The organism is Bacillus sp. FSL M8-0266, from assembly GCF_038613425.1.
GTDB lineage: Bacteria > Bacillota > Bacilli > Bacillales > Bacillaceae > Bacillus > Bacillus pumilus.
Genome location: NZ_CP152015.1, coordinates 3,594,361 through 3,614,506, shown reverse-complemented (window position 1 = coordinate 3,614,506; position 20,146 = coordinate 3,594,361). Strand labels below are relative to the sequence as shown.

General features: G+C 43.9%; 20 protein-coding genes and 1 pseudogene. 17 read left to right on the top strand and 4 right to left on the bottom strand.

Going from position 1 to position 20,146, the window contains the following annotated elements; translation table 11 throughout:
- The first annotated feature begins 3 nt into the window (after window positions 1-3).
- The 7 genes and pseudogenes from MKY83_RS18655 (at window position 4) to MKY83_RS18625 (ending at window position 6,691) form a co-directional block, all read left to right on the top strand.
- Window positions 4-1,962: a BglG family transcription antiterminator gene (locus MKY83_RS18655; RefSeq protein ID WP_126740990.1), complete on the top strand. Its 1,959-nt coding sequence runs from the start codon at window positions 4-6 to the stop codon at window positions 1,960-1,962.
- 88 nt (window positions 1,963-2,050) lie between these two features.
- Complete coding sequence (locus tag MKY83_RS18650; RefSeq protein ID WP_044140310.1) at window positions 2,051-3,361, top strand: PTS transporter subunit EIIC; 1,311 nt, start codon at window positions 2,051-2,053, stop codon at window positions 3,359-3,361.
- 91 nt (window positions 3,362-3,452) lie between these two features.
- A pseudogene (locus MKY83_RS18645) lies at window positions 3,453-3,656 on the top strand (mannonate dehydratase); the annotation flags it as partial.
- Window positions 3,653-5,086 (top strand): glycoside hydrolase family 1 protein, encoded by a 1,434-nt coding sequence (locus tag MKY83_RS18640; RefSeq protein WP_340913517.1) that lies wholly within the window; start codon window positions 3,653-3,655, stop codon window positions 5,084-5,086. The pseudogene MKY83_RS18645 and the gene MKY83_RS18640, both read left to right, overlap by 4 nt.
- Before the next feature lie 12 nt (window positions 5,087-5,098).
- Window positions 5,099-5,422, top strand: a complete 324-nt coding sequence (locus tag MKY83_RS18635) for a PTS sugar transporter subunit IIB (protein ID WP_044140307.1) — start codon at window positions 5,099-5,101, stop codon at window positions 5,420-5,422.
- Window positions 5,423-5,441: 19 nt separating this feature from the next.
- Window positions 5,442-5,771, top strand: a complete 330-nt coding sequence (locus tag MKY83_RS18630) for a PTS lactose/cellobiose transporter subunit IIA (protein WP_024423898.1) — start codon at window positions 5,442-5,444, stop codon at window positions 5,769-5,771.
- A gap of 65 nt (window positions 5,772-5,836) precedes the next feature.
- On the top strand, window positions 5,837-6,691 hold the full coding sequence (locus MKY83_RS18625; RefSeq protein ID WP_113767889.1) for a polysaccharide deacetylase family protein: 855 nt from the start codon (window positions 5,837-5,839) through the stop codon (window positions 6,689-6,691).
- 927 nt (window positions 6,692-7,618) lie between these two features.
- Here the strand turns inward: MKY83_RS18625 and fosM are convergent.
- From fosM to MKY83_RS18605, 4 genes are all read right to left on the bottom strand, one after another.
- Window positions 7,619-8,044: a FosM family fosfomycin resistance protein gene (gene fosM, locus MKY83_RS18620; protein WP_044140305.1), complete on the bottom strand. Its 426-nt coding sequence runs from the start codon at window positions 8,042-8,044 to the stop codon at window positions 7,619-7,621.
- Window positions 8,045-8,107: 63 nt separating this feature from the next.
- Window positions 8,108-9,199, bottom strand: coding sequence for a bifunctional diaminohydroxyphosphoribosylaminopyrimidine deaminase/5-amino-6-(5-phosphoribosylamino)uracil reductase RibD (ribD, locus tag MKY83_RS18615; protein WP_044140304.1), 1,092 nt, complete (start codon window positions 9,197-9,199; stop codon window positions 8,108-8,110).
- On the bottom strand, window positions 9,186-9,947 hold the full coding sequence (locus MKY83_RS18610; protein WP_342487566.1) for a GTP cyclohydrolase II: 762 nt from the start codon (window positions 9,945-9,947) through the stop codon (window positions 9,186-9,188). The genes ribD and MKY83_RS18610 overlap by 14 nt, the downstream gene beginning before the upstream one ends.
- On the bottom strand, window positions 9,925-10,818 hold the full coding sequence (locus tag MKY83_RS18605; protein WP_342487565.1) for a VOC family protein: 894 nt from the start codon (window positions 10,816-10,818) through the stop codon (window positions 9,925-9,927). Before MKY83_RS18605 ends, MKY83_RS18610 begins: the two co-directional genes overlap by 23 nt.
- Window positions 10,819-10,994: 176 nt before the next feature.
- Here MKY83_RS18605 and MKY83_RS18600 point away from each other — a divergent pair, with 176 nt between their 5' ends.
- The 10 genes from MKY83_RS18600 (at window position 10,995) to MKY83_RS18555 (ending at window position 20,146) form a co-directional block, all read left to right on the top strand.
- A complete protein-coding gene (locus MKY83_RS18600) occupies window positions 10,995-11,327 on the top strand; it encodes a helix-turn-helix domain-containing protein (protein ID WP_106065983.1) in 333 nt (110 codons plus the stop codon).
- A 370-nt stretch (window positions 11,328-11,697) separates the two neighbouring features.
- On the top strand, window positions 11,698-12,156 hold the full coding sequence (locus MKY83_RS18595) for an NEAT domain-containing protein (protein WP_342487564.1): 459 nt from the start codon (window positions 11,698-11,700) through the stop codon (window positions 12,154-12,156).
- A 20-nt stretch (window positions 12,157-12,176) separates the two neighbouring features.
- Window positions 12,177-12,833 carry a heme uptake protein IsdC gene (isdC, locus tag MKY83_RS18590; protein WP_044140380.1) on the top strand — a complete coding sequence of 219 codons (657 nt, stop codon included), beginning with the start codon at window positions 12,177-12,179 and terminating at the stop codon, window positions 12,831-12,833.
- Window positions 12,834-12,851: 18 nt separating this feature from the next.
- Window positions 12,852-14,660, top strand: a complete 1,809-nt coding sequence (locus MKY83_RS18585; protein WP_216927452.1) for an NEAT domain-containing protein — start codon at window positions 12,852-12,854, stop codon at window positions 14,658-14,660.
- 75 nt (window positions 14,661-14,735) lie between these two features.
- Complete coding sequence (gene isdE, locus MKY83_RS18580) at window positions 14,736-15,623, top strand: heme ABC transporter substrate-binding protein IsdE (protein WP_106066956.1); 888 nt, start codon at window positions 14,736-14,738, stop codon at window positions 15,621-15,623.
- Window positions 15,624-15,656: 33 nt separating this feature from the next.
- On the top strand, window positions 15,657-16,643 hold the full coding sequence (locus MKY83_RS18575; RefSeq protein WP_341029808.1) for an iron ABC transporter permease: 987 nt from the start codon (window positions 15,657-15,659) through the stop codon (window positions 16,641-16,643).
- Complete coding sequence (locus tag MKY83_RS18570; RefSeq protein ID WP_044140296.1) at window positions 16,630-17,400, top strand: ABC transporter ATP-binding protein; 771 nt, start codon at window positions 16,630-16,632, stop codon at window positions 17,398-17,400. Before MKY83_RS18575 ends, MKY83_RS18570 begins: the two co-directional genes overlap by 14 nt.
- A 26-nt stretch (window positions 17,401-17,426) precedes the next feature.
- Window positions 17,427-18,179, top strand: a complete 753-nt coding sequence (srtB, locus tag MKY83_RS18565; RefSeq protein WP_065099254.1) for a class B sortase — start codon at window positions 17,427-17,429, stop codon at window positions 18,177-18,179.
- 18 nt (window positions 18,180-18,197) lie between these two features.
- Window positions 18,198-19,136, top strand: a complete 939-nt coding sequence (locus MKY83_RS18560) for an ABC transporter substrate-binding protein (protein WP_065099255.1) — start codon at window positions 18,198-18,200, stop codon at window positions 19,134-19,136.
- Window positions 19,133-20,146 carry an iron ABC transporter permease gene (locus MKY83_RS18555; RefSeq protein ID WP_065099256.1) on the top strand — a complete coding sequence of 338 codons (1,014 nt, stop codon included), beginning with the start codon at window positions 19,133-19,135 and terminating at the stop codon, window positions 20,144-20,146. The genes MKY83_RS18560 and MKY83_RS18555 overlap by 4 nt, the downstream gene beginning before the upstream one ends.

Genomic DNA, 20,146 nt, shown 5'->3' with positions numbered 1-20,146 from the left:
CCTATGCTATCTCTACGTCAGGAGGAGCTGCTGAAACGACTGATGCAAGCGGAACAGGAACTGACTAGTGAAGAAATTGCCCGCATGATTGGCGTCACATCAAGAACCATCCGAACAGATATGAAAGCGCTTAAATATATTTTGGATGAACATGGAGCCGTACTACATATCAAACGCGGGGCAGGGTATACATTGACCGTAGAGGATTATGGGTCTTTTCGTACATTTTTGAAAAAGTCATTGGGAGAAAGAAACGAAAAAAAGGAGCAGACCATACCCAATCAGCCTGAGGACCGTGTAGCCTATCTATTGAAAAGGCTGCTTCTGTCAGAAGACTATATCAAGTTAGACGCGCTGGCAGAGGAATTATTTGTAAGTGAATCGACAGTGAAAAATGATTTGAAAGCGGTCAGACATTTGTTTTCATTACATGGACTTTCTGTGTCACATCGTCCTAAATATGGACTGCGGCTGACAGGGGATGAAATGAAATTAAGATATTGTATGGCTGAGCATGTGTTTCAGCAAGCGCATGCGAACCCTGCGCTGTTACCTGAAGAAACGTATCAATTGATTCAGGATATCGTGCGTTCACGTACAAAAGCTAGCGGACTTCATCTATCAGAAATCGGTTTAAGTAACTTAGTCACCCACATCGCCATTGCATGCAAACGAATTGAAGAGAAAAAACTGGTCATGATGCCAGAAACGGAATTAAAAGAGATTCAAGTGCAGCCTGTTTTCCAAGTAGCTCAACAAATGGCAGAGGATATTCGGCATGTTCTAGCGATTGATTTTCCATTATCTGAAATGGCGTATATTGCGATTCACTTGATGGGAGCGAAGATGATGGCATACGGAGATACCGGTCATATGCTATTTCATCTTCTAGACGAAGATCACTTTCGCTTCATCCACCAACTGCTTGCTTATGTAGAGGAGCACATGTCACTTGATATTCAATTTGATAAAGAGTTAATCGTTGGATTAAGTCTTCATTTACGTTCCGCTATTCATCGTTTTAGGTACGGTATGAACATTCGTAACCCTTATTTAACGGACATTAAAAGGCATTATCCCATTGCATTTGAAGCTGGCGTCTATATGGGTAGATGGCTGAGAGAAAAAGAGGGAATTGAGATTCATGAGGATGAGATTGGGTATTTGGCGCTTCATATCGGTGCTGCAATCGAGCGGACAAAATCACAGCATGTGAGAAAGAGATGTCTTATTGTATGTGCGACGGGTGTCGCTAGCAGTCAGCTCCTTCTTCATAAGCTGACAGCGGCTTTTAGCGAAAGGCTGGAGATCGCTGGCACTGCAAGTGTTGGGGAAATTCTTTCGTATGATTTGAGAAGCATTGATTTTATTATTAGTACCATTCCGCTTCAGAACACGTTGCCGGTGCCAGTGATTGATGTACATACCATTCTAAGTGACGATGATATTGTGCGGCTGAAACGGTTTGTGCAGGGCGCGCAGGATACAGGGGTTTTGCGGTATGTGAGTCCGGCGCTGACATTTTTTCAGCAAGACCTTCAATCAAGGGAAGAGGTACTGCAATTTTTCGTAAACGTGCTCAAGGAACAGGATCGCATCCCGGAAGAGTTTGAACAATTATTGCTTGAAAGAGAGCAAGTGTCACCGACATCGTTCGGTCATTTGGTTGCGATTCCCCATCCGATGAAGCCGGCAACAGATGACACGTTTTGTGCGATCTGTACGTTGAAAAAACCGGTGCTGTGGGGTGAAAATCGGGTACAAGTCGTTTGTTTGTTGAGTATCCAGAAGACGTATCAAAAAGAATTACAGTCACTTTATCAATTTCTTGTACGGCTGACAGAGCGCAAGGAAGTGGTGGAGCAACTCATCAAGGCCGCTTCATTTGAGGAACTGACGGCGGCGCTTCAAGTATTGGAGCATCAGAATGAAAAAACAGGACACCCATTTCCGCATCTGTGAGGAAAAAGATTAGATGTTAATGAAAGCGCTTTTAAAATAACATCAAAAAGGAGGATGATCACGAGTTTTTGTAAAGGGGAGACAGATCATGAGCTTCAAGGAGAAAGCGGCAGACGTCATGGGGAATGTGGCTTATCGCATCACGAATCAGAAGTATATTATGGCGATTAAACAGGCATTTGTCACACTGATGCCAATCATCATTACAGGGGCTTTTGCTGTATTGGTGGCAAATATGATCATGAGCCCGGAAACAGGGCTTGCTCATTTTGAGATGTTCAGATTTTTAGCGGCGCTTCAACCAATTATGAAGGCAATCAATTATGCGACGCTGAACTTTTTAACGATTGGGGCTGTGTTCCTCATCGGGATAGAGCTTGGGAAAATCAACGGGCACAAGTCCCTGTTCCCAGGGTTGATGGCATTGATTTCATTTATATCTGTTATTCCAACGACACTTCTTCTTGAAGTGGATGGATCGATGCGTGAAGTTGTAGATGTACTGGCAAGGCAATTTTCCGATCCAAAAAGTTTATTTTTAGGGATGATCATTGCGATCGTATCTGTGGAAATCTTTTGTAAGCTGACCGAGGTGAAATGGCTGCAAATCAAGATGCCAGATTCTGTTCCATCGAATGTGGCAACATCTTTTTCATCACTTTTTCCTTCGATTATTACGATTACGATCATTAGTTCATTCGGCTTTGCATTTCATCGTTTGACAGGCATTTATTTGCATGAAGCAGTGTATAACGTGGTGCAACGCCCGCTAGAAAGTGTTGTACAGGGTCTACCAGGGATTTTAACGTTGATGTTTGTGGCACAATTCTTCTGGGTGATCGGCATCCATGGCAACCAGATGATCAAACCGATCCGGGAGCCGCTCTTATTAGGATCGATTGCAGTGAATATGACAGCATTTCAAGAAGGAAAAGAGATTCCGAATATCATCACGATGCCATTTTGGGATGTGTATATGAGCATCGGTGGTTCAGGTGTGACCATTGGGCTTTTGATTGCGATTTTTATTGCTGGAAGAAGGGAAGAGATGCGAAGTATTGCCAAGCTCTCATCTGGTCCGGGTCTCTTCAACATCAATGAACCCGTTATTTTTGGCTTACCTGTCATGTTAAACCCTGTGATGGCAATTCCATTTATCGTCACACCACTTGTGACAGGAACGATTGGTTACATTGCGACGGCTACAGGGTTTGCTGGAAAAGCCGTCGTGATGGTGCCGTGGACGACACCACCGATTGTGAATGCATGGCTGTCCACCGCTGGCAGCATGGGGGCTGTCATCACACAGCTCATCTGTATTGTGGTCGCAGTCTTCATCTATTTGCCATTTGTTCTCTTGTCTAACCGTAAACCAGAAGTGGCACCAGATTCAGAATAAAAGGAGAGGCATGAATGAACATGCAATTCAGGTGGTACGGGGAGGATGATCCCATTTCACTTGACCGTAAATATACGAAAAAAAGGCAGAAAGTCTCAATATGGGGACAATTGTGAAGGCTTTGTATGAAGAGGGCTTTGCTGGCTACGTCCGGCCTGATCATGGGCGTATGATCTTTGGCGAGACAGGCAGGCCTGGCTACGGTTTATATGATCGGGCGCTTGGGGCTATGTATTTGCAAGGAATTTGGGAAGGACTTCACGTTCAAACGAGGAAAGGGAAGGTGGCGACATGAACAGAATCGAGATTCCAAGAGATTTTATCCTAGGTGCTGCGGCCTCTGCTTGGCAAACGGAGGGATGGAAGGGAAAGCAAGCGCATCAGGACTCGTACATCGATTTATGGTATAAGAATGGGTATCACGTTTGGCACCAAGGATATGGCCCGGCTGGTGCGACGAACTTTTACGAGCGCTATCCAGAAGATGTAGCCCTTATGAAAGAAATCGGTCTGACTCATTATAGGACATCTATCAATTGGTCGAGGTTTCTCATCGATTACGAGAAGGGGATTGTGGATGAGGCATATGCCCGTTACATTGATGATTTGATCAATGAATTAATCGCAGCAGGTGTAGAGCCGATGTTTTGCTTAGAACATTATGAGCTTCCAGCCGTGCTGCTTGAAAAGTACGGCGGATGGTCATCAAAGCATGTCGTCGAACTGTTTGTTCTCTATGCGGAAAAGGTGTTTGAGCGATATGGAGACAGGGTCAAACATTGGTTTAGCTTTAATGAACCGATTGTTGTCCAAACACGCGTTTATCTTGATGCTAACCGGTATCCCTTTGAGCAAAATACGAAGAAATGGATGCAGTGGAACTATCATAAAGCGCTGGCAACAGCAAAAGTGGTGAAGCTGTTTCGGGAGATGGGATTGAAGGAATCAACAGGTGCAAAGATCGGGGTGATTCTCAATCCAGAAGTGACGTATGCAAGATCCTCTGCTCCGCATGATCAAGAAGCGGCACGGATGTATGATTTGTTTTTCAATCGAGTGTTCTTAGATCCCTCCATCAAAGGGGAGTATCCAGAGGAATTGCTCGATGTGTTGAAAAAGCATGAGATTCATTTCGATGCGACAGAGGAAGAGCTTCAGGTCATCAAGAATCATACGGTTGATGTCATTGGGCTCAACTTATACTATCCGCATCGTGTCAAAGCACCGAGTAAGGCGTGGAATGAGATGACGCCATTTCATCCGTCTTATTATTACGATATGTTTGAGCTTCCAGGAAGAAAAATGAATCCATTCAGAGGCTGGGAAATCTACCCGGACATTGTCTATGATATGGGCATGAGAATAAAAGAAGAATACGGAAATGTTGAGTGGTTTGTGGCCGAAAACGGCATGGGCGTAGAAAAGGAAGAACGGTTTAAAAAAGAAGACGGTATCATTGATGACCAGTATCGCATTTCCTTTATCAGCCAGCATCTGAAACGGGCACTTCAAGCGAAAGCAGAAGGCTCAAATTGTACGGGCTATATGCTGTGGGCTTTTACGGATAATGTATCGCCGATGAATGCCTTTAAAAACCGCTACGGATTAGTCGAAATTCAGCTGGAAAATGAACGGAATCGCCAGTTGAAGGCATCAGCGTATTGGTACCAGACATTAATTAAAACAAGGGAACTGAAGGCCCAAACAGAAGTCAACTATCGATAGGAGTGTTGGGATATGAAACGAATCATTCTCGCTTGTGCCGCAGGAATGTCGACATCCATTGTAGTGTCCAAAATGAAGGCAGCCGCAGAAGCGAAGGGGCTGGATTATGATATATACGCCATACCTGAAGGGGCTATTGCGGATGAATTAGAAGAGCATGGAGAAGATGTGCAGGTGATTTTACTTGGACCGCAAGTAAGCTTTATGAAAAAGGCAGCAGAAAAAACAGCGGCACCTTACCAAATACCTGTTGATGTCATCAATGTGAGATTATACGGAACAGCGAACGGAGAAAAAATACTAGAGCATGCTCTGAAACTAGCAAATGAATCTTAAGTAATTGGAGGAGAAGCAGATGACGGTATTAGAGGAAATGCAGGGAGCAGCCTTTCAAATTATTGCTCATGCAGGCGAGGCAAGAAGTCATTATGTTGAAGCCATTCGTCTAGCAAGAGCTGATGATTTTGAAAAAGCACAGCAGTTGATTGAAAAAGGGGAAGAAGCGTTTCGAAGCATCCACAACCTGCACTTGTCGCTGATCCAAAAAGAGGCGGCAGGAGAGCAGCTTCCCTTTTCTTTACTGCTGATACACGCAGAAGATCAAATGCTCACAACAGAGACCATTCATCTGCTTGCCATTGAAATGATTGAAATGTGTAAAAAAATGAACACCCTGTCAAAATAGATATCAGCTAGTAACCAATTTCTGTTATAATCATTCGATAGATAGAGAGAAAGCAGGATTGGTGAATGAAAAAAACATGTATGTGGATGACGGTTGGTCTTTTGGCGCTGCTCATTTCGGGCTGTATGGGAACGAAGGAGCAAACGGAAGGAAACCAGCAAGTGGTCAAAGAGGAAAAGGGTCCATTACGATTAAAAGAAACAGAAGAGATTCAGCAGACAGAAGCGGAAGTGATTGATACACAAAGCTGGATTGAGCAAAAGGAGCCGGTAGAGCTTCCGATTTTGATGTATCACAGCATCTCCAGCGGTAACTCGCTTCGTGTACCAAAGAGCGAGTTTGCGGCTCATATGAAATGGCTGAAGGACAACGACTATGTCACGCTGTCGCCAGAAGAAGCGTACCGCGTCTTCACAACAAATACGAAGCCAAGTGAAAAGTGTGTCCTCATTACATTCGATGATGGATATACCGATAACTATACAAAGGCATTTCCGATTTTAAAGCAGTATGGAATGAAAGCAACGATTTTCATGATTGAGCAATCCATTGGGCGCCCGAACCACTTAACGGATGAACAAATGGATGAAATGATTGCAAATGGGCTATCGATTGAGAGTCATACCATTCATCATTTAGAGCTTAATCGTTTATCAAGAGAGCAGCAGAAAGAGGAATTAAAAGGGTCAAAGGCATTCTTTGATCAACGTTTTTCTCAGCGTACGAGAATGGTCAGCTATCCTGTCGGGCGCTATAACGAAGACACGCTAAAGCTGGCGAAGCAAGCCGGTTATCAAATGGCTGTCACCACTGAACCAGGACATGCGAAGAAGGAACAGGGCATGATGTCCTTGCACCGTGTTCGCGTGTCACCGGGACTTTCACCCGAAAGCTTTGGCAGGCTGGTAGAAGGGAATTAACGATAAATGTTTCACATGAAACATTTTACGACAAGTTTCATGGTTTGAATAAAACTTGTTTTGGACTTATAGATTCAAGCAGGGTAAGGAATCAGTTTTGTCATCCACTGATTCCTTTTTATTTAACTAAACAAGGTCATACAGTTGCCAATAGAAAGTAAGGGGGCGGTACATAAGAATTTTAAGTTATATAGATTGTTGCTCAGTGTACTTGATAAAAACAACAAAATTCATTTCAAACATTACAGTCCTTGGAAATTTTTACACTTAAAGGTTTAAAAAGTGTGCTTATCTATGGTAACAAATTGATACTTATGATAATATGTAATTGCACAAGTTTTTTGTTCAACTCGGACTAAGTTGAACTAGTTTTCAAACTGAAGCACGAGAGCTTCAAGGTGAATTTCTTGAATGTCACCATATAACTGAAAAGAAATTTAATTTGAGCACTCGGCTGACTACCGTGTGCTTTTTCTATGTATACATTTTTAATTTGAGGAATACACTGAGATAAAATGAAATAAATAAAGTAGCCCTCCAAAAAGCAGAAACGAGATAGAACCAGCATTACCTTGACTAGGGGTAATGAAGGTGCTACTTTATTTTTTATTATCATCTTAAGGGTTAATTCAGAACGGTCTCTTATCTATCATCCATGTTATGAACTGGACTAGAGTTCGTATCGAATTTAAGATAAGAAACCAAAGCTTGTACTTGCAGGTACAAGCTTCTTTCTTTTTGTTCTTGCGTCTCTCAACGCGTGAATGCACAAGTTTTGTTCTCAAACTGACCCCTCCTTTCTTGGCATAAAAACACCTTTATTATAGAAGGGGGGAGGACTATCAATTACTTTACGTTTCTATGTATATTTTACCATTATGTCCATAAAATTACGAATAGCACCATGTTGTTTCCTCTTGTTTTTTATCATTCATCAAAAAATTTCATATGCGCTTTTTCTTGCTTGTAATAATCAATTCGATCCTGCATAGTACCTGTATGAAACTCAAATTTATGTCCGTCAGGGTCCGTAAAGTAGATCGACTGATGATCCTTTTCATCTCTTGGACGACCTGTCAAGATGTTGACGTTCAAATGTTTTAGCTTGTTGTACATGTGATCTATATCTTTTTCATCGATTGAAAAAGCGATGTGTGTGTAAGAGTGCTGGATGTCTTGACGAGGAATGTCCTTTTCCACATTCAGGGCAAGCCAAAGCCCGTTTAAATCAAAGTAAGCTGTCTTTGTTCCCTTTACTAATAAAGTGGCGTCAAATACTTTTGTGTAAAAATCAATAGAGATTTCTAAATCAGAAACAGAAAATAACAAATGATTCATTCCTTTTATCGACATCACATTCACCTCAAAATGTCATTTGAAAAAAAGCCTGTAGATGGGGTCTACAAGCTTTTTTGTTTATTGATAAACGGGGTAACCCGTTATTTTGATATCTTTCCCTAGTGTTTCTACTGAGAGTTGATCCAGTTCAATGGCATCACTCATGAGACGTATGCCTTCGCCTCCGAAAAAGGAAGGAGACAGCCTTCCGCCAATGAGTTTAGGTGCCATATAAATGACCAATTTATCTACAAGCTGCTGTTCTAAAAATGAAGCATTGATCTGGCCGCCGCCTTCAATCATGAGGGAGGAGACATTTCTTTCTCCCAGCATTTGAAGCACTTCTTGCAGGGGCACCCGCGTCTCGCTGTCTGTTACAAAGACGCTGACGCCGGCTGCTTCTAAAGCGGCTCGTTTTTCCTCATCGGCTTGCTTTGTTGTAAAGATCCATGTTGGTGCCATCTGATCAGTGACGATCTTTGCTGTCAGCGGTGTTGAGAGCTTAGAGTCTAAAACAATTCGAATCGGATGATGCCCATTTGGAATCCGTGCAGTTAGTGAAGGGTCGTCATGAATAACAGTTTGAGCACCGACCAAAATCGCATCATTGATACTGCGGATATGATGAGCATCATAACGGGATGTCTCAGATGTAATCCATTTGCTGTCAGACGTAGCAGACGCAATTTTTCCGTCTAAGGTAATACCTGCCTTGAGCGTCACGAAAGGTGTTTTTTTCGTAATAAAATGATTAAACACTTCATTCATGAGAATGGATTCCTGCTCAAGTACGCCTGTAATCACTTGGATGCCAGCATCTTGTAAAATGGCGATTCCGCGGCCAGCGACAAGCGGGTTCGGGTCAAGTGCTGCCACGACAACGGTTTCGACGCCTGCTTTCACAAGTGCCTCCGCACAAGGACCTGTACGGCCATGGTGAGAGCAAGGCTCGAGGGTCACATAAATGGTGGCTCCTTTTGCCTTGTCTCCAGCCATTTTAAGTGCATGAATTTCAGCATGTGGTTCACCGGCTTTCATGTGAGCACCGACTCCAACAATTTCATTATCGCGCACAATCACAGCCCCGACGAGCGGGTTCGGTGATGTCTGTCCTTTCATTGCACGTGCATTTTCTAGGGCTAGATTCATATATCGCTCATGATGTGGCAATCGTATGCACCTCTTGCTCCGCCTTCATATGACCTGAGCGGTTGATTTTTGTCTGCAAGTATTTTTCATTAAACTCTGAGACATCACCCCAAAGCGGAATACGTCCAGAAAGAGATAAACCTGCATGGCTGATGGCATCTGTCTTTTTCGGATTATTGGTAATGAGTCTGACTGGCTTTGTACGAAGTGTTTGAAGAACCGCGATGGCTTCTTCATATTGACGCGTGTCATCTTCAAAGCCGAGTGCTTCGTTCGCTTCTACTGTATCGTAGCCGTTTTCTTGGAGGATATAAGCCATGGCTTTCGTGAAAAGTCCAATACCGCGGCCTTCATGGTTGGCTAAATAAAACAGGGCACCTGCACCATTGTCCTCAATCATTCGCATGGACTGCTTAAATTGGAATCCGCAGTCGCAGCGCTTGCTTCCGAAAATATCACCAGTGTGACAAATGGAATGCATGCGGATAAGGGCTTCGTCAGCGTGCTCGAAATCTCCATACACTAGCACGCTTGACTGCTGATGATCGGCAAGCTGGCGGGACGAGAGGCTTTCGATTAAAGCTTCATCTGACAATGGCTCTAACCCATCGTCTTTTAACCATGAATACCAGTTGAACATCACCGTTCTGCCGTCTAAATTCACTGGCAATTTAATGGGTCCAGTGATATATATATACCCGTCCTCTTGCTGTACTCGTTTGATTTTATCTTTTAAAATGGCTGTTTTAAGATCTGTGTGTTTGTCCATATTCTGCACCTTCTTTTTTGTCTGTTTCTTCAATCTGTAAACGAACGAGAACGCCAAATGGATCAACAAATTCGTTACTTTTTCCTATTGTTTTCACTTGAGTGCCTGCTGTTGTTAGACGCTCAACGACGGACTGTCTGTCTGCTTCTTGTGGGAATACGAGTGTATAGCTTCTAATTCCTGAAAAACGTGGATCAATGGCTCCTTTTCGTCCGCGTCCCCATGCATTAAAGGCAAGGTGATGGTGGTACACACCAGCGGCGATAAATACGCTTGCTGGTGGAGCCATTCGGATATGAAAACCGAGCGTATTGACATAAAAGGAATCAGCTTCTTCTGGGTTCAGATGGAAATGTAAGTGTCCCATCACTGTGCCAGCCGGAAGTCCTTCCCACGTCGTATCAGCGGCTTCTTGCAGGAGACCATCTCCATCAAGAGGTGCATTTCCGCCACCTTTCAGTTCTCCATGCTCACCTACCCAAACGTCCTCAGGGCGATCAGCATATATTTCTACGCCAATGCCGTCAGGGTCACTTAAATAAATGGCTTCACTGAAAAAGTGATCGCTTGCTCCAATTAAAGGATAGCCTTTTTTCATCACATGTGCCAGCCATGTGCCCAGGTTTTTTCTGGTAGGTAATAAAACAGCAAAATGATAAAGTCCTGGCTCATGATCAGGCTTCTCCTTGAGTTGTGCATCTTCTTTTAACAAAAGAATGGGTTCCTCTGCATTGCTTCCAAGAGTTGTGGTGGATTCCGTCTGTTCTAATATGGTAAATCCTAAAATGTCTGTATAAAAAGGTAAAGAACGCTCAAAGCTGGATACATGTAACTCTGTTACACCCAATCTTAGCTTCTCAATTGTCTTCAAGCTCGGTCATCTCCTTCATGATATATGCATCGGCATGTTCAAATGTTTTTGAAAATATATAAAAATGAATACCTTGTTACTTAAAGTAACTAAACTATATAATAGTTAGTTGCTTATTTCAAGTAATTAATTATGTTATAATGAAAAAAAGAGAGAAAAGCGGGAGGGAGTAAGATATGGCTCAAGTAGATGGCTGTCCAATCACAGATGCCATGGAGATTCTAGGCAAGAAGTGGGTCATTCTCATCATCAATCAGCTTCTGACAGGCCCTAAGCGTTTCTGTCAGCTTGAAAATGAAATGAACATCAGCGGACGATTATTATCAGAAAGGCTGAAGGATTTAGAAGCTGAAGGACTCGTTGAGAAAAACGTATACCCTGACATTCCAGTACGGATTGAATACGAATTAACAGCGCAAGGGAAGAAAATTGAGCCGATTATTCGTGAAATGTATGATTGGTCTTTAGAACGTAAAAACAGCAAAAAAGGGGAACATGTTCCTTCCTAATCGATTTCGATCAGTCTGTCTGATCGAAATTTTTTTGTGCGATTTTCCAGAAATCTAAGTCAATAGTATGAAAAATGATGTTGACAATAAATTCACTCATCATATAAGATCAAGAAGAAGAGGGTTCTTTTCCCTGTAATGGAATGGAGGTCATGCCATGGTATCATGAATGGGACAGATTGCCTAAAACACGTGTCAAATCATCATTTAGAAACAGACATCTTTGGCTTTTAGGAAGCAAAGATTTATTTTTTCAACTCAATTGATAATGATTATCATAATCATCTATAAGCGTGATCCAGCGCCTATGAAGGTTATTTTTTTTATTATCCATTGAGAATAATTATCAATATCATTTAGGAGGGTTCACATGAAAGCCATTCGTTCAACATCACACGTATTATTGTTCTTTAGTTTTGTTCTATTATTTGCTCTAGCCCCGATTAGCTCAGCCTCAGCAGCAGGCTTAGCAGATGGTCAACATTCAGTACAATATGTGGTATGGAAGGCAGATAGCGATTCGACTTCAACAGCGAATACGTATTTTGAAAAACCAGCCAAGCTTGTCGTGAAGGAAGGAAAAATCAAAGCACAAGTCACGTTAACGAATAGCTCTTGGATCACAAGCTTTAAAACACTTGATCAAGGTGTCTACAAAGATGCGAAGGTGATTAATACAAACACAGCTGCGAATAAGAGAACAGTAGAATTCAACGTGAACAGCCTGACAGAAGTCGTACCAGCAAAAGTGAGCGTGACTGTACCGGTCATCGGATATACAGGCAATTATGACGTCCGTCTCAAGTTTGATGCAGCATCTGTTCAATAAAAAGGGAGGAAATTCGCTTGATGAAAAAAATGATGAGGCTATCAGTCTTCATGACCGCTTTATTATTGGCACTCATGCTGCCTTTTTCAAACGCACAGGCTGCCACGTTAAAGGATGGTACATACTCCGTCAACTATACTGTGCTGAAGGCTGAAGGAAATGCGGTCTCCATGGCAAATGATTACTGGCTGAAGCCAGCAAAAGTGATTGCAAAAAATGGGAAGCTGACAGTACAAATGACCATTAAAAATAGCAGCTGGGTGACGGAATTTAAAGTCCCCGAAAATGGCGGCTATGTCGATACAACGGTTCTCTCAACCAATAAAAAAGCCAACACAAGGATTGTTCAGTTCCAAGCTCAGAGCTTGTCTAAACCAATCAAGTCAAAAATTCATGTCACTGTAAAATCTGCTGATTATGATCATGATTATACCATTCAGCTGAAATTTGATGAGAGCAGTATCAAGTCACTTTCTTCTAACAGCTCAAACGAAACAGCGGGTGCAGCAGAAAATCATCAATCATCAAAGGAATCAACCAAAAAATCTGATTCATCCACTCATACGAAACAAGAAGAGAATCCTCAAACTGGTGATACAAACCAGACAGGGTGGCTCCTTGTGCTTGCTCTATGCTCAGGCGGATTTTTAGCAAGAAAGTGGATCATCAAGCATTAAGGAAGGAAGTGTCACCATTTGAAACGTCTTTTTCACCTAAAGGCAGCCATTCTGCTCGTTTTATTCAGTTTATTGACTGCATTTCAGATTCCTCAAGGAACGGCTCAAGCTGCATCATTTGTTGATGGTGAATACACGGTCGGATTCACTGTTTTAAAAAATGGCAGCACAGAAGCGTCCATGATGGATACGTATACAGAAAAGCCAGCTAAGCTGATTGTGGAAAATGGCAAGACGACTGCCTATGTCACACTGAAGCAAAGCAAAGAGATTACAGATTTCAAGGTCGAACAAAATGGCGCTCTTGTCACCACTGAAACCGTCAGTGAAGATGAAACTGCCAATACACGTGTGATCAAGTTTGATGTTGCCGACTTATCAGCCAAATTAAACGGCTGGGTGAAAATTTACTGGGATTTAGGCGGCCTTATTTATGACGAAGCTTATGACGTACAGCTTGCATTCGATCAAAGCAGCCTAACGCTCGTTACACCTGCAAAGCCAGACGATAACGAAACAAAACCAGATGACCAAACTGGCACAAAGCCAGACGATAACGAAACAAAACCAGATGACCAAACTGGCACAAAGCCAGACGATAACGAAACAAAGCCAGATGATCAAAACGGTACAAAGCCAGATGATAGCGAAACAAAACCAGATGATCAAAATGGTACAAAGCCAGATGATTCTGCGCAAAATCAATTAAAAGATGGTGTGTATCGTGTCAATTACAGTGTGCTAAAAGGGGATGAGGACGAGGCATCTCGGATGAACCAATACTTCTCACATCCTGCATCCTTAACCGTCAAAAACGGAAAGCAAACCATTTCCTTTACGGTGAAGGACAATACGTCGGTTGCTTCTTTGAAAACAGAGAAAAATGGCTCTTATCAAGAAGTGAAAACCGTCAGCACAGATCAAGCAAAGAACACAAGAATCGTCTCATTTGATGTAGCTGATTTGAAAAAAGCTGTCAAAGGAAAAGTACACATTGTGGTGGCAGCTGCTCACTATGACCAAACCTACGATATTCGTTTTCAATTTGATTCAAAGAGTATCTCTCCACTTAAGGACGGTCAGGTAGAGGAAGAAACACCAGCCACTCCAGAAACACCAAAACCAAATACACCAGCACCAGAAACAAATAACGGTGGAGCTGGTCAAGAGACAGCTCAGCTAAAAGATGGTGTATACAAGCTTCCTTTTTCAATGAAGAAAGCAGACAAGGATGAGCCTTCTCGAATGAACGATTACGTCGTGAGCCCTGCGACATTGGTGGTGAAAAATGGCCGCCATTTCGTTTCATATACAGTGAAGAACAGCTCAGCCATCACGTCCTTCCAAGTAGGGACAGGCGGGAAATATGAAGAGACTCTTGTCGCAAAAACAGATCAAAAAGCAGATACAAGAGTGATTCAATATGAAGCAAAAAGTTTAAGCAATGACCAGGCAGCACGCGTGAAAATTGACATTCCAGCTGCGAATTACCATGAGCAGTACGATGTCAAACTTGTTTATGACACAAAAGGCATCGCACTTGGTGAAGGAAGCGGAATTGCGACGGTTATTGGAGACGATGAGAGTATCGGCTTTGTCAAAAATCCAAATGATCGCGATTCTCAACCAAATCAACTTGAGAATTTAGCGCCAGAGGAAACAGGCGCAGAGCAGCTGACATTTACGCCATCAGATGACCAAACCACGTCTGAGACTGGACAGCTGAATCCAAAAACAGGAGATACCTCTCTTCTCTGGATGTATATTCTTTTATTCGGCGGGTCGTTATTCGTGCTCGTGAGAAAGTATCAAACTAAGGCAAAATAGATTGTTTATTTTAAGTGAGATGCGCCATTCAACTCGGCGCATCCACTCTCTTTTTTCGAAAGGAGGCTTCTGTTTTTGAAGCATCGAATGTTACGTTCCCTGATCGCTGCTTTAAGTGTGTGCGTGATCTTGTCAGGGTGCTCACAGTCGGCTGAAAGCTCAGCGAAAGGCAAGAAAAGCGCGGAATCAAGTGCGCGCATTGTGGCAACGACTGTAGCTGCTGTGGAGATCATGGATGCTTTAGAGGTGGATCTTGTCGGGGTGCCAACAAGTCAAAAATCCTTGCCAGCTCGTTACAAAGGACTGCCAGAAGTCGGCAACCCAATGAGCCCGGACATGGAAATCATCCAATCACTTCAACCGACAGATGTCCTGTCTGTCACGACCCTTCAATATGATTTAGAGACACCCTTTCAACAAGCAGGTGTCCCTGCCACATACTTAAATCTCGAGAGCATGGCTAACATGGAGAAGGCGATTAAGAAGCTCGGAGATCAGTATGACAGAAAGAAACAAGCCGAGCGCATTGTGTCTGACTTTGAGCAAAAAAAGAAAGACATACAAGAGAAGACGAAGGGAAAACGAAAGCCATCCGTTCTGATTTTGCTTGGTGTACCAGGCAGTTATTTGGTGGCGACAGAGCATTCATATATTGGTGATCTTGTGCGTATCGCAGGTGGAAAGAACATTGTCAAAGGTGAGAAAATGGAGTATTTGGCTTCCAATACGGAGTATTTACAAAAAGCCAATCCAGATATCATCCTCCGGGCCGCACATGGGATGCCAGATGAAGTCGTCCAGATGTTTGATCAAGAATTTAAAACAAATGACATTTGGAAGCATTTTCATGCAGTCAAGCAAGACCGGGTGTATGACCTCGAAGAAAGCTTATTCGGGACAACGGGCAATTTAAAGGCAGCAGAAGCATTAGATGAACTAACGCGTATGCTGTACCCGTCATAAGCGGCGAATCTGAATGATAAAAGGACGTTTAAGATGAAAAAAACAGGGATTTTATTTCTGACAGTCAGTGTCTTACTAGTGTGCGTGTTTATTTATTCCGCCATTACTGGGAGCATTCATGTCACCCCGATTGAATTATTGGAAGGGCTCATCACCGGTCAACATGCACAGGTAGAAATCATTAAAGATCTCAGAATTCCTCGCATGCTCATTGCCATGTTTACAGGGGCCGCCTTATCAGTCTCCGGTGTACTGCTGCAGTCGGTCATGAGGAATCCATTAGCTGATGCCGGCGTCATTGGGATTTCATCAGGAGCCAGCTTCTTTTCTTTAATGGCAATAACAGCACTTCCTCAATTTTATTTCTACTCTCCTTTATTTTCGGTGTTAGGTGGAGCCATTTCGTGTTTCCTCGTGTATGTTCTGTCTTGGAAGGGTGGATTAAGCCCCATCCGTATGATTTTGGTTGGGATCGCCATCAATGCCATGTTTACTGGAATGGCAGAAGCGTTCGTGACCATTTGCAGCTATTTCAATATCACGATCAATCAGTCAGGACAGTCGAATCTTACGATGAAAACGTGGGGAGATGTCCGTTTAATCGGAGTCTATGGCGTCGTCGGCCTTGTCGTAGCCCTTTTCTTCAGCAGATGGTGTAACCTCTTGGCTCTTCAGGACAAGACAGCGAAAAATTTAGGATTGCGTGTGACCAGAATGCGCCTTTTGATTTCCATCACAGCTGTATTGCTTGCGGCGGTGACAGCAGCGGTAGCAGGCGTGATCGCCTTTGTCGGTTTGCTTATCCCACACATTTCAAGAAGACTTGTCGGCTCGGATCACCGGGTACTCATTCCATTTTCTGCGTTAAGCGGGGCTTTGCTGATTCTGACGGCTGATACGCTCGGCAGGACGCTTGTCGCGCCAAATGAAATTCCTGCTTCTACGATCATGGCCGTGATTGGCGGGCCATTTCTGATCTTTTTACTAAGAAGGGGGGACCGTCTCCATGGACATTCGTGAGGTGTCATTCTCATATGACCAGCAGAAGGACATCGTTCAATCGGTCACAACACACATTGAAAAGGGAAAAATCACAACCATTATCGGTCCGAATGGCTCAGGGAAATCCACACTACTTTCATTGATGGCGCATAACCATGCTCCAAACAAAGGGCAAATTCACTTAGACGGCCAAGCACTGAATGCGTTTAAGCCAAAGGAGCTGGCAAAAAAGCTGGCTGTCGTCCATCAGCAAAATGAAGCGCCGCTTGATTTAACGATCGAGAGGATCGTGGCATTCGGCAGAACGCCGTACCAGACGATGCGCGGAGGAGACAAGGAAGAGGATGAGAGAGCGATAGAGTGGGCGCTTTCCAGTACAAAGCTAACGGAAAAACGAAAGGTGCCGCTCGCCTCACTGTCAGGCGGTGAGCGGCAGCGAGTATGGATTGCGATGGCACTTGCGCAAAAAACGCCGATCCTTTTCTTAGATGAACCGACAACCTATTTGGATATCTATTATCAATTTGACATTCTTGAGCTGATTCGAGAGCTTAATGTTGTGCATGGGTTAACGATTGTCATGGTGCTGCACGATATGAATCAGGCTGTTCGATACAGCGATGTCATCATTGCGATGAAGGATGGACAGATCATTAGTGAAGGACAGCCAAACGATGTGTTAACTGAAGAGATGGTGCGGCACATTTATCATGTGTCCGTCACGATTAGACAGGATGCAGAAACAGGGATGTACATCGTGCCTGTTGGTATATAAGCTGTGCAAAAAGCAGGTGAGACAGTGTGAAAAGAGGAAAACGGGTCTGGCAGCGGATGCTGACGATCGTCTGTTTAGGTGTATTCATTTATAGCGGGTCGGCCATTGGCTTAGAGCTGTTCGGCTATTATCAAAATCGTCAGGTGCTTGCAAAGGCTCAGACGATGTATGGTCATGAGAAAGGAATGAATGAAAACCGGGAGCCGGGAACCATTCGTACGTCATTTGATGAACTGCGGAAGGTAAACGACGACATTGTCGGCTGGATCAATATGAAGGACACGATGATCCAGTACCCAATCGTCCAATCTAGCGATAATGCGTTCTACTTAACCCGTAATTACTTAAAAAATGACACCCGAGCAGGCAGTATTTTTATGGATTATCGCAATGACGTCTTGCAAGAAAGTCCGAATACTGTGGTGTACGGGCATCGGATGAGAGATGGGTCCATGTTCGCTGGACTCACAAACTATTTAAAAAAGGATTTCTTCGATGAGCATCGGACATTTCAGTACGATACGCTGTATCAAAGCTATGAAGCGGAGATTTTTGCCGTGTATGAAACAACGGTGGACTTCGATTATATTCAAACCGATTTTCAAGATCTTGGCGAATATGCGCACTACTTGCAAGCTGTGCGAAAAAAATCAATCTACCAAACGAAGACAGACGTGTCCACTGATGACCTCATTCTCACTCTATCGACCTGTGATCATGTGCTTGCACCGAAAAACGGGCGTCTCGTGGTACAGGCAAAGCTAAAGAAAGTTTACTAGAAAAGGAGAGACAGGCGGTTGAAATTTTCACATGTGATCTTCGTGGGACTTGTCTTGATGCTTCTCCTCGGCGGATGCAGTCAGGCAGCACCTGTAGAGAAAGGGAGCGGACAAGGTGCATTGAAGATAAAGGATTTTAGCGGCAGAACGCTGTCGTTTGAAGACTCCCCTCAGCGTATTGTCTCATTATCGACTGGAGACATGAGCATCCTATATGCCTTAGGCGGTGAGGTGGTCGGTCGTCCGGCCGCCGAATTACCAGAGAGCTTACAACAGGCTACATCAGTCCAAACAATTGGTACCACACATCAATTTGATGTAGAGCTCATCACAAGCTTAAAGCCCGATGTCGTACTTGGGAATGAACAATTAAACAGCAAGGACATCTCTATAATAGAAGGAATTGGTTCACAGCTTCTTTTGACAAGTGCCAATTCAGTGAAGGACATCCAGCGCCAAATTACGTTATTCGGAGATTTGCTAGGGAAGCAGCAAAAGGCAAAAGCGCTTAACAAGCAAATCGATCAGCGGAAAAAGCAGGTCAAACAGCCTCAGAAAAAAGTGAAGACACTCGTTGTATACGGGGCACCTGGCACATATATGGCGGCACTTCCTCAATCCTTAAGCGGAGATTTACTGCACATCGCTGGAGGGACGAACATTGCCGAGAATGAACCGGCACTCGAGAAATTCCCTCAATACGCTCAAATCAATGCAGAAAAGGTCATTGAAGCTGATCCTGATCTTATCCTGCTTATGACCCACAGCAATCCTGAAGATGTGAAAGCGGGCTTTATGAGTGAAATGAAACAGAATGCCGCATGGCACGATGTGTCAGCCGTCAAACATGGACACGTCGAGATTCTGCCTAGTGATCTATTTGGGACGAATCCAGGCGCAGACGTGATGAGAGCGATTGATGAGCTAGAGAAAAGATTGAAGCGATTGTCATCATGAAAATGAAGGCAGAATTAGATTTTCAAAAAAGACAGTCGAGGCGAAGATGGCTGATACCCGGGCTATTCATCTCGTTAGTTGTAGGCGCATGCCTAGGGCTTGCATTAGGTTCTGTTCAATTATCACTGCAAGACTTACTCTCTGCTTTGACGGGATCAGGTCAGCCTGTTCATGAAAAAATTGTGATGGATTTACGCCTGCCGCGCGTTCTCATCGGTTTCATCGTTGGGGCCTGTCTCGCAGCATCAGGGGCGATTTTACAAGGAGTCGTCCGAAATCCACTCGCTGACCCTGGCATCATCGGTGTGACGGCTGGCGGCGGATTGGCTGCTGTGCTCAGCATGATTGTGTTTCCACAATTCACATATTTGCTGCCAGCCGCTGCTTTCCTTGGCGCTTTATTAGCGGCACTTGTGGTGTATATGCTCTCATTTGATCAAGGGGTTTCACCGCTGAAGCTGATTTTGGCGGGAGTGGCAGTCAATGCCCTGCTTGGGGCGGTGATGAATGGGTTTATGGTGCTTTATAGTGAGCGTGTGCAGGCTGTCCTGCCCTTTTTATCAGGAGGATTAAATGGACGGAGCTGGCATCATCTAACCTTCGTGTCGCCCTATGCGCTCGCTGGGTTGTGCCTTTGTTTTTTTGCCATCAAGCCGGCAAATCTTCTTTTGCTTGGCGATGAATCGGCTCAGCTGCTCGGTCTCAGAGTAGAGCGCACCCGGTTTTTCTTAATTGCACTGGCGGCACTTTTAGCTGGTGCAGCAGTAAGTGTGAGCGGCTTAATTGGATTTGTCGGACTGGTCGTTCCTCATTTTATCCGTCTTTTAATTGGCGATGACTACCGGTACCTGCTGCCGATCTCGATGCTGGGCGGAGGCGTGCTTGTGGTTTTTGCAGATACAGCGGCACGGGTATGGTTTACACCGGTTGAACTGCCTGTCGGTATCCTGCTTGCCTGCATCGGTGCACCTTTCTTCCTCTATTTATTAAAAAAGAAAGGGAGGGGTTAA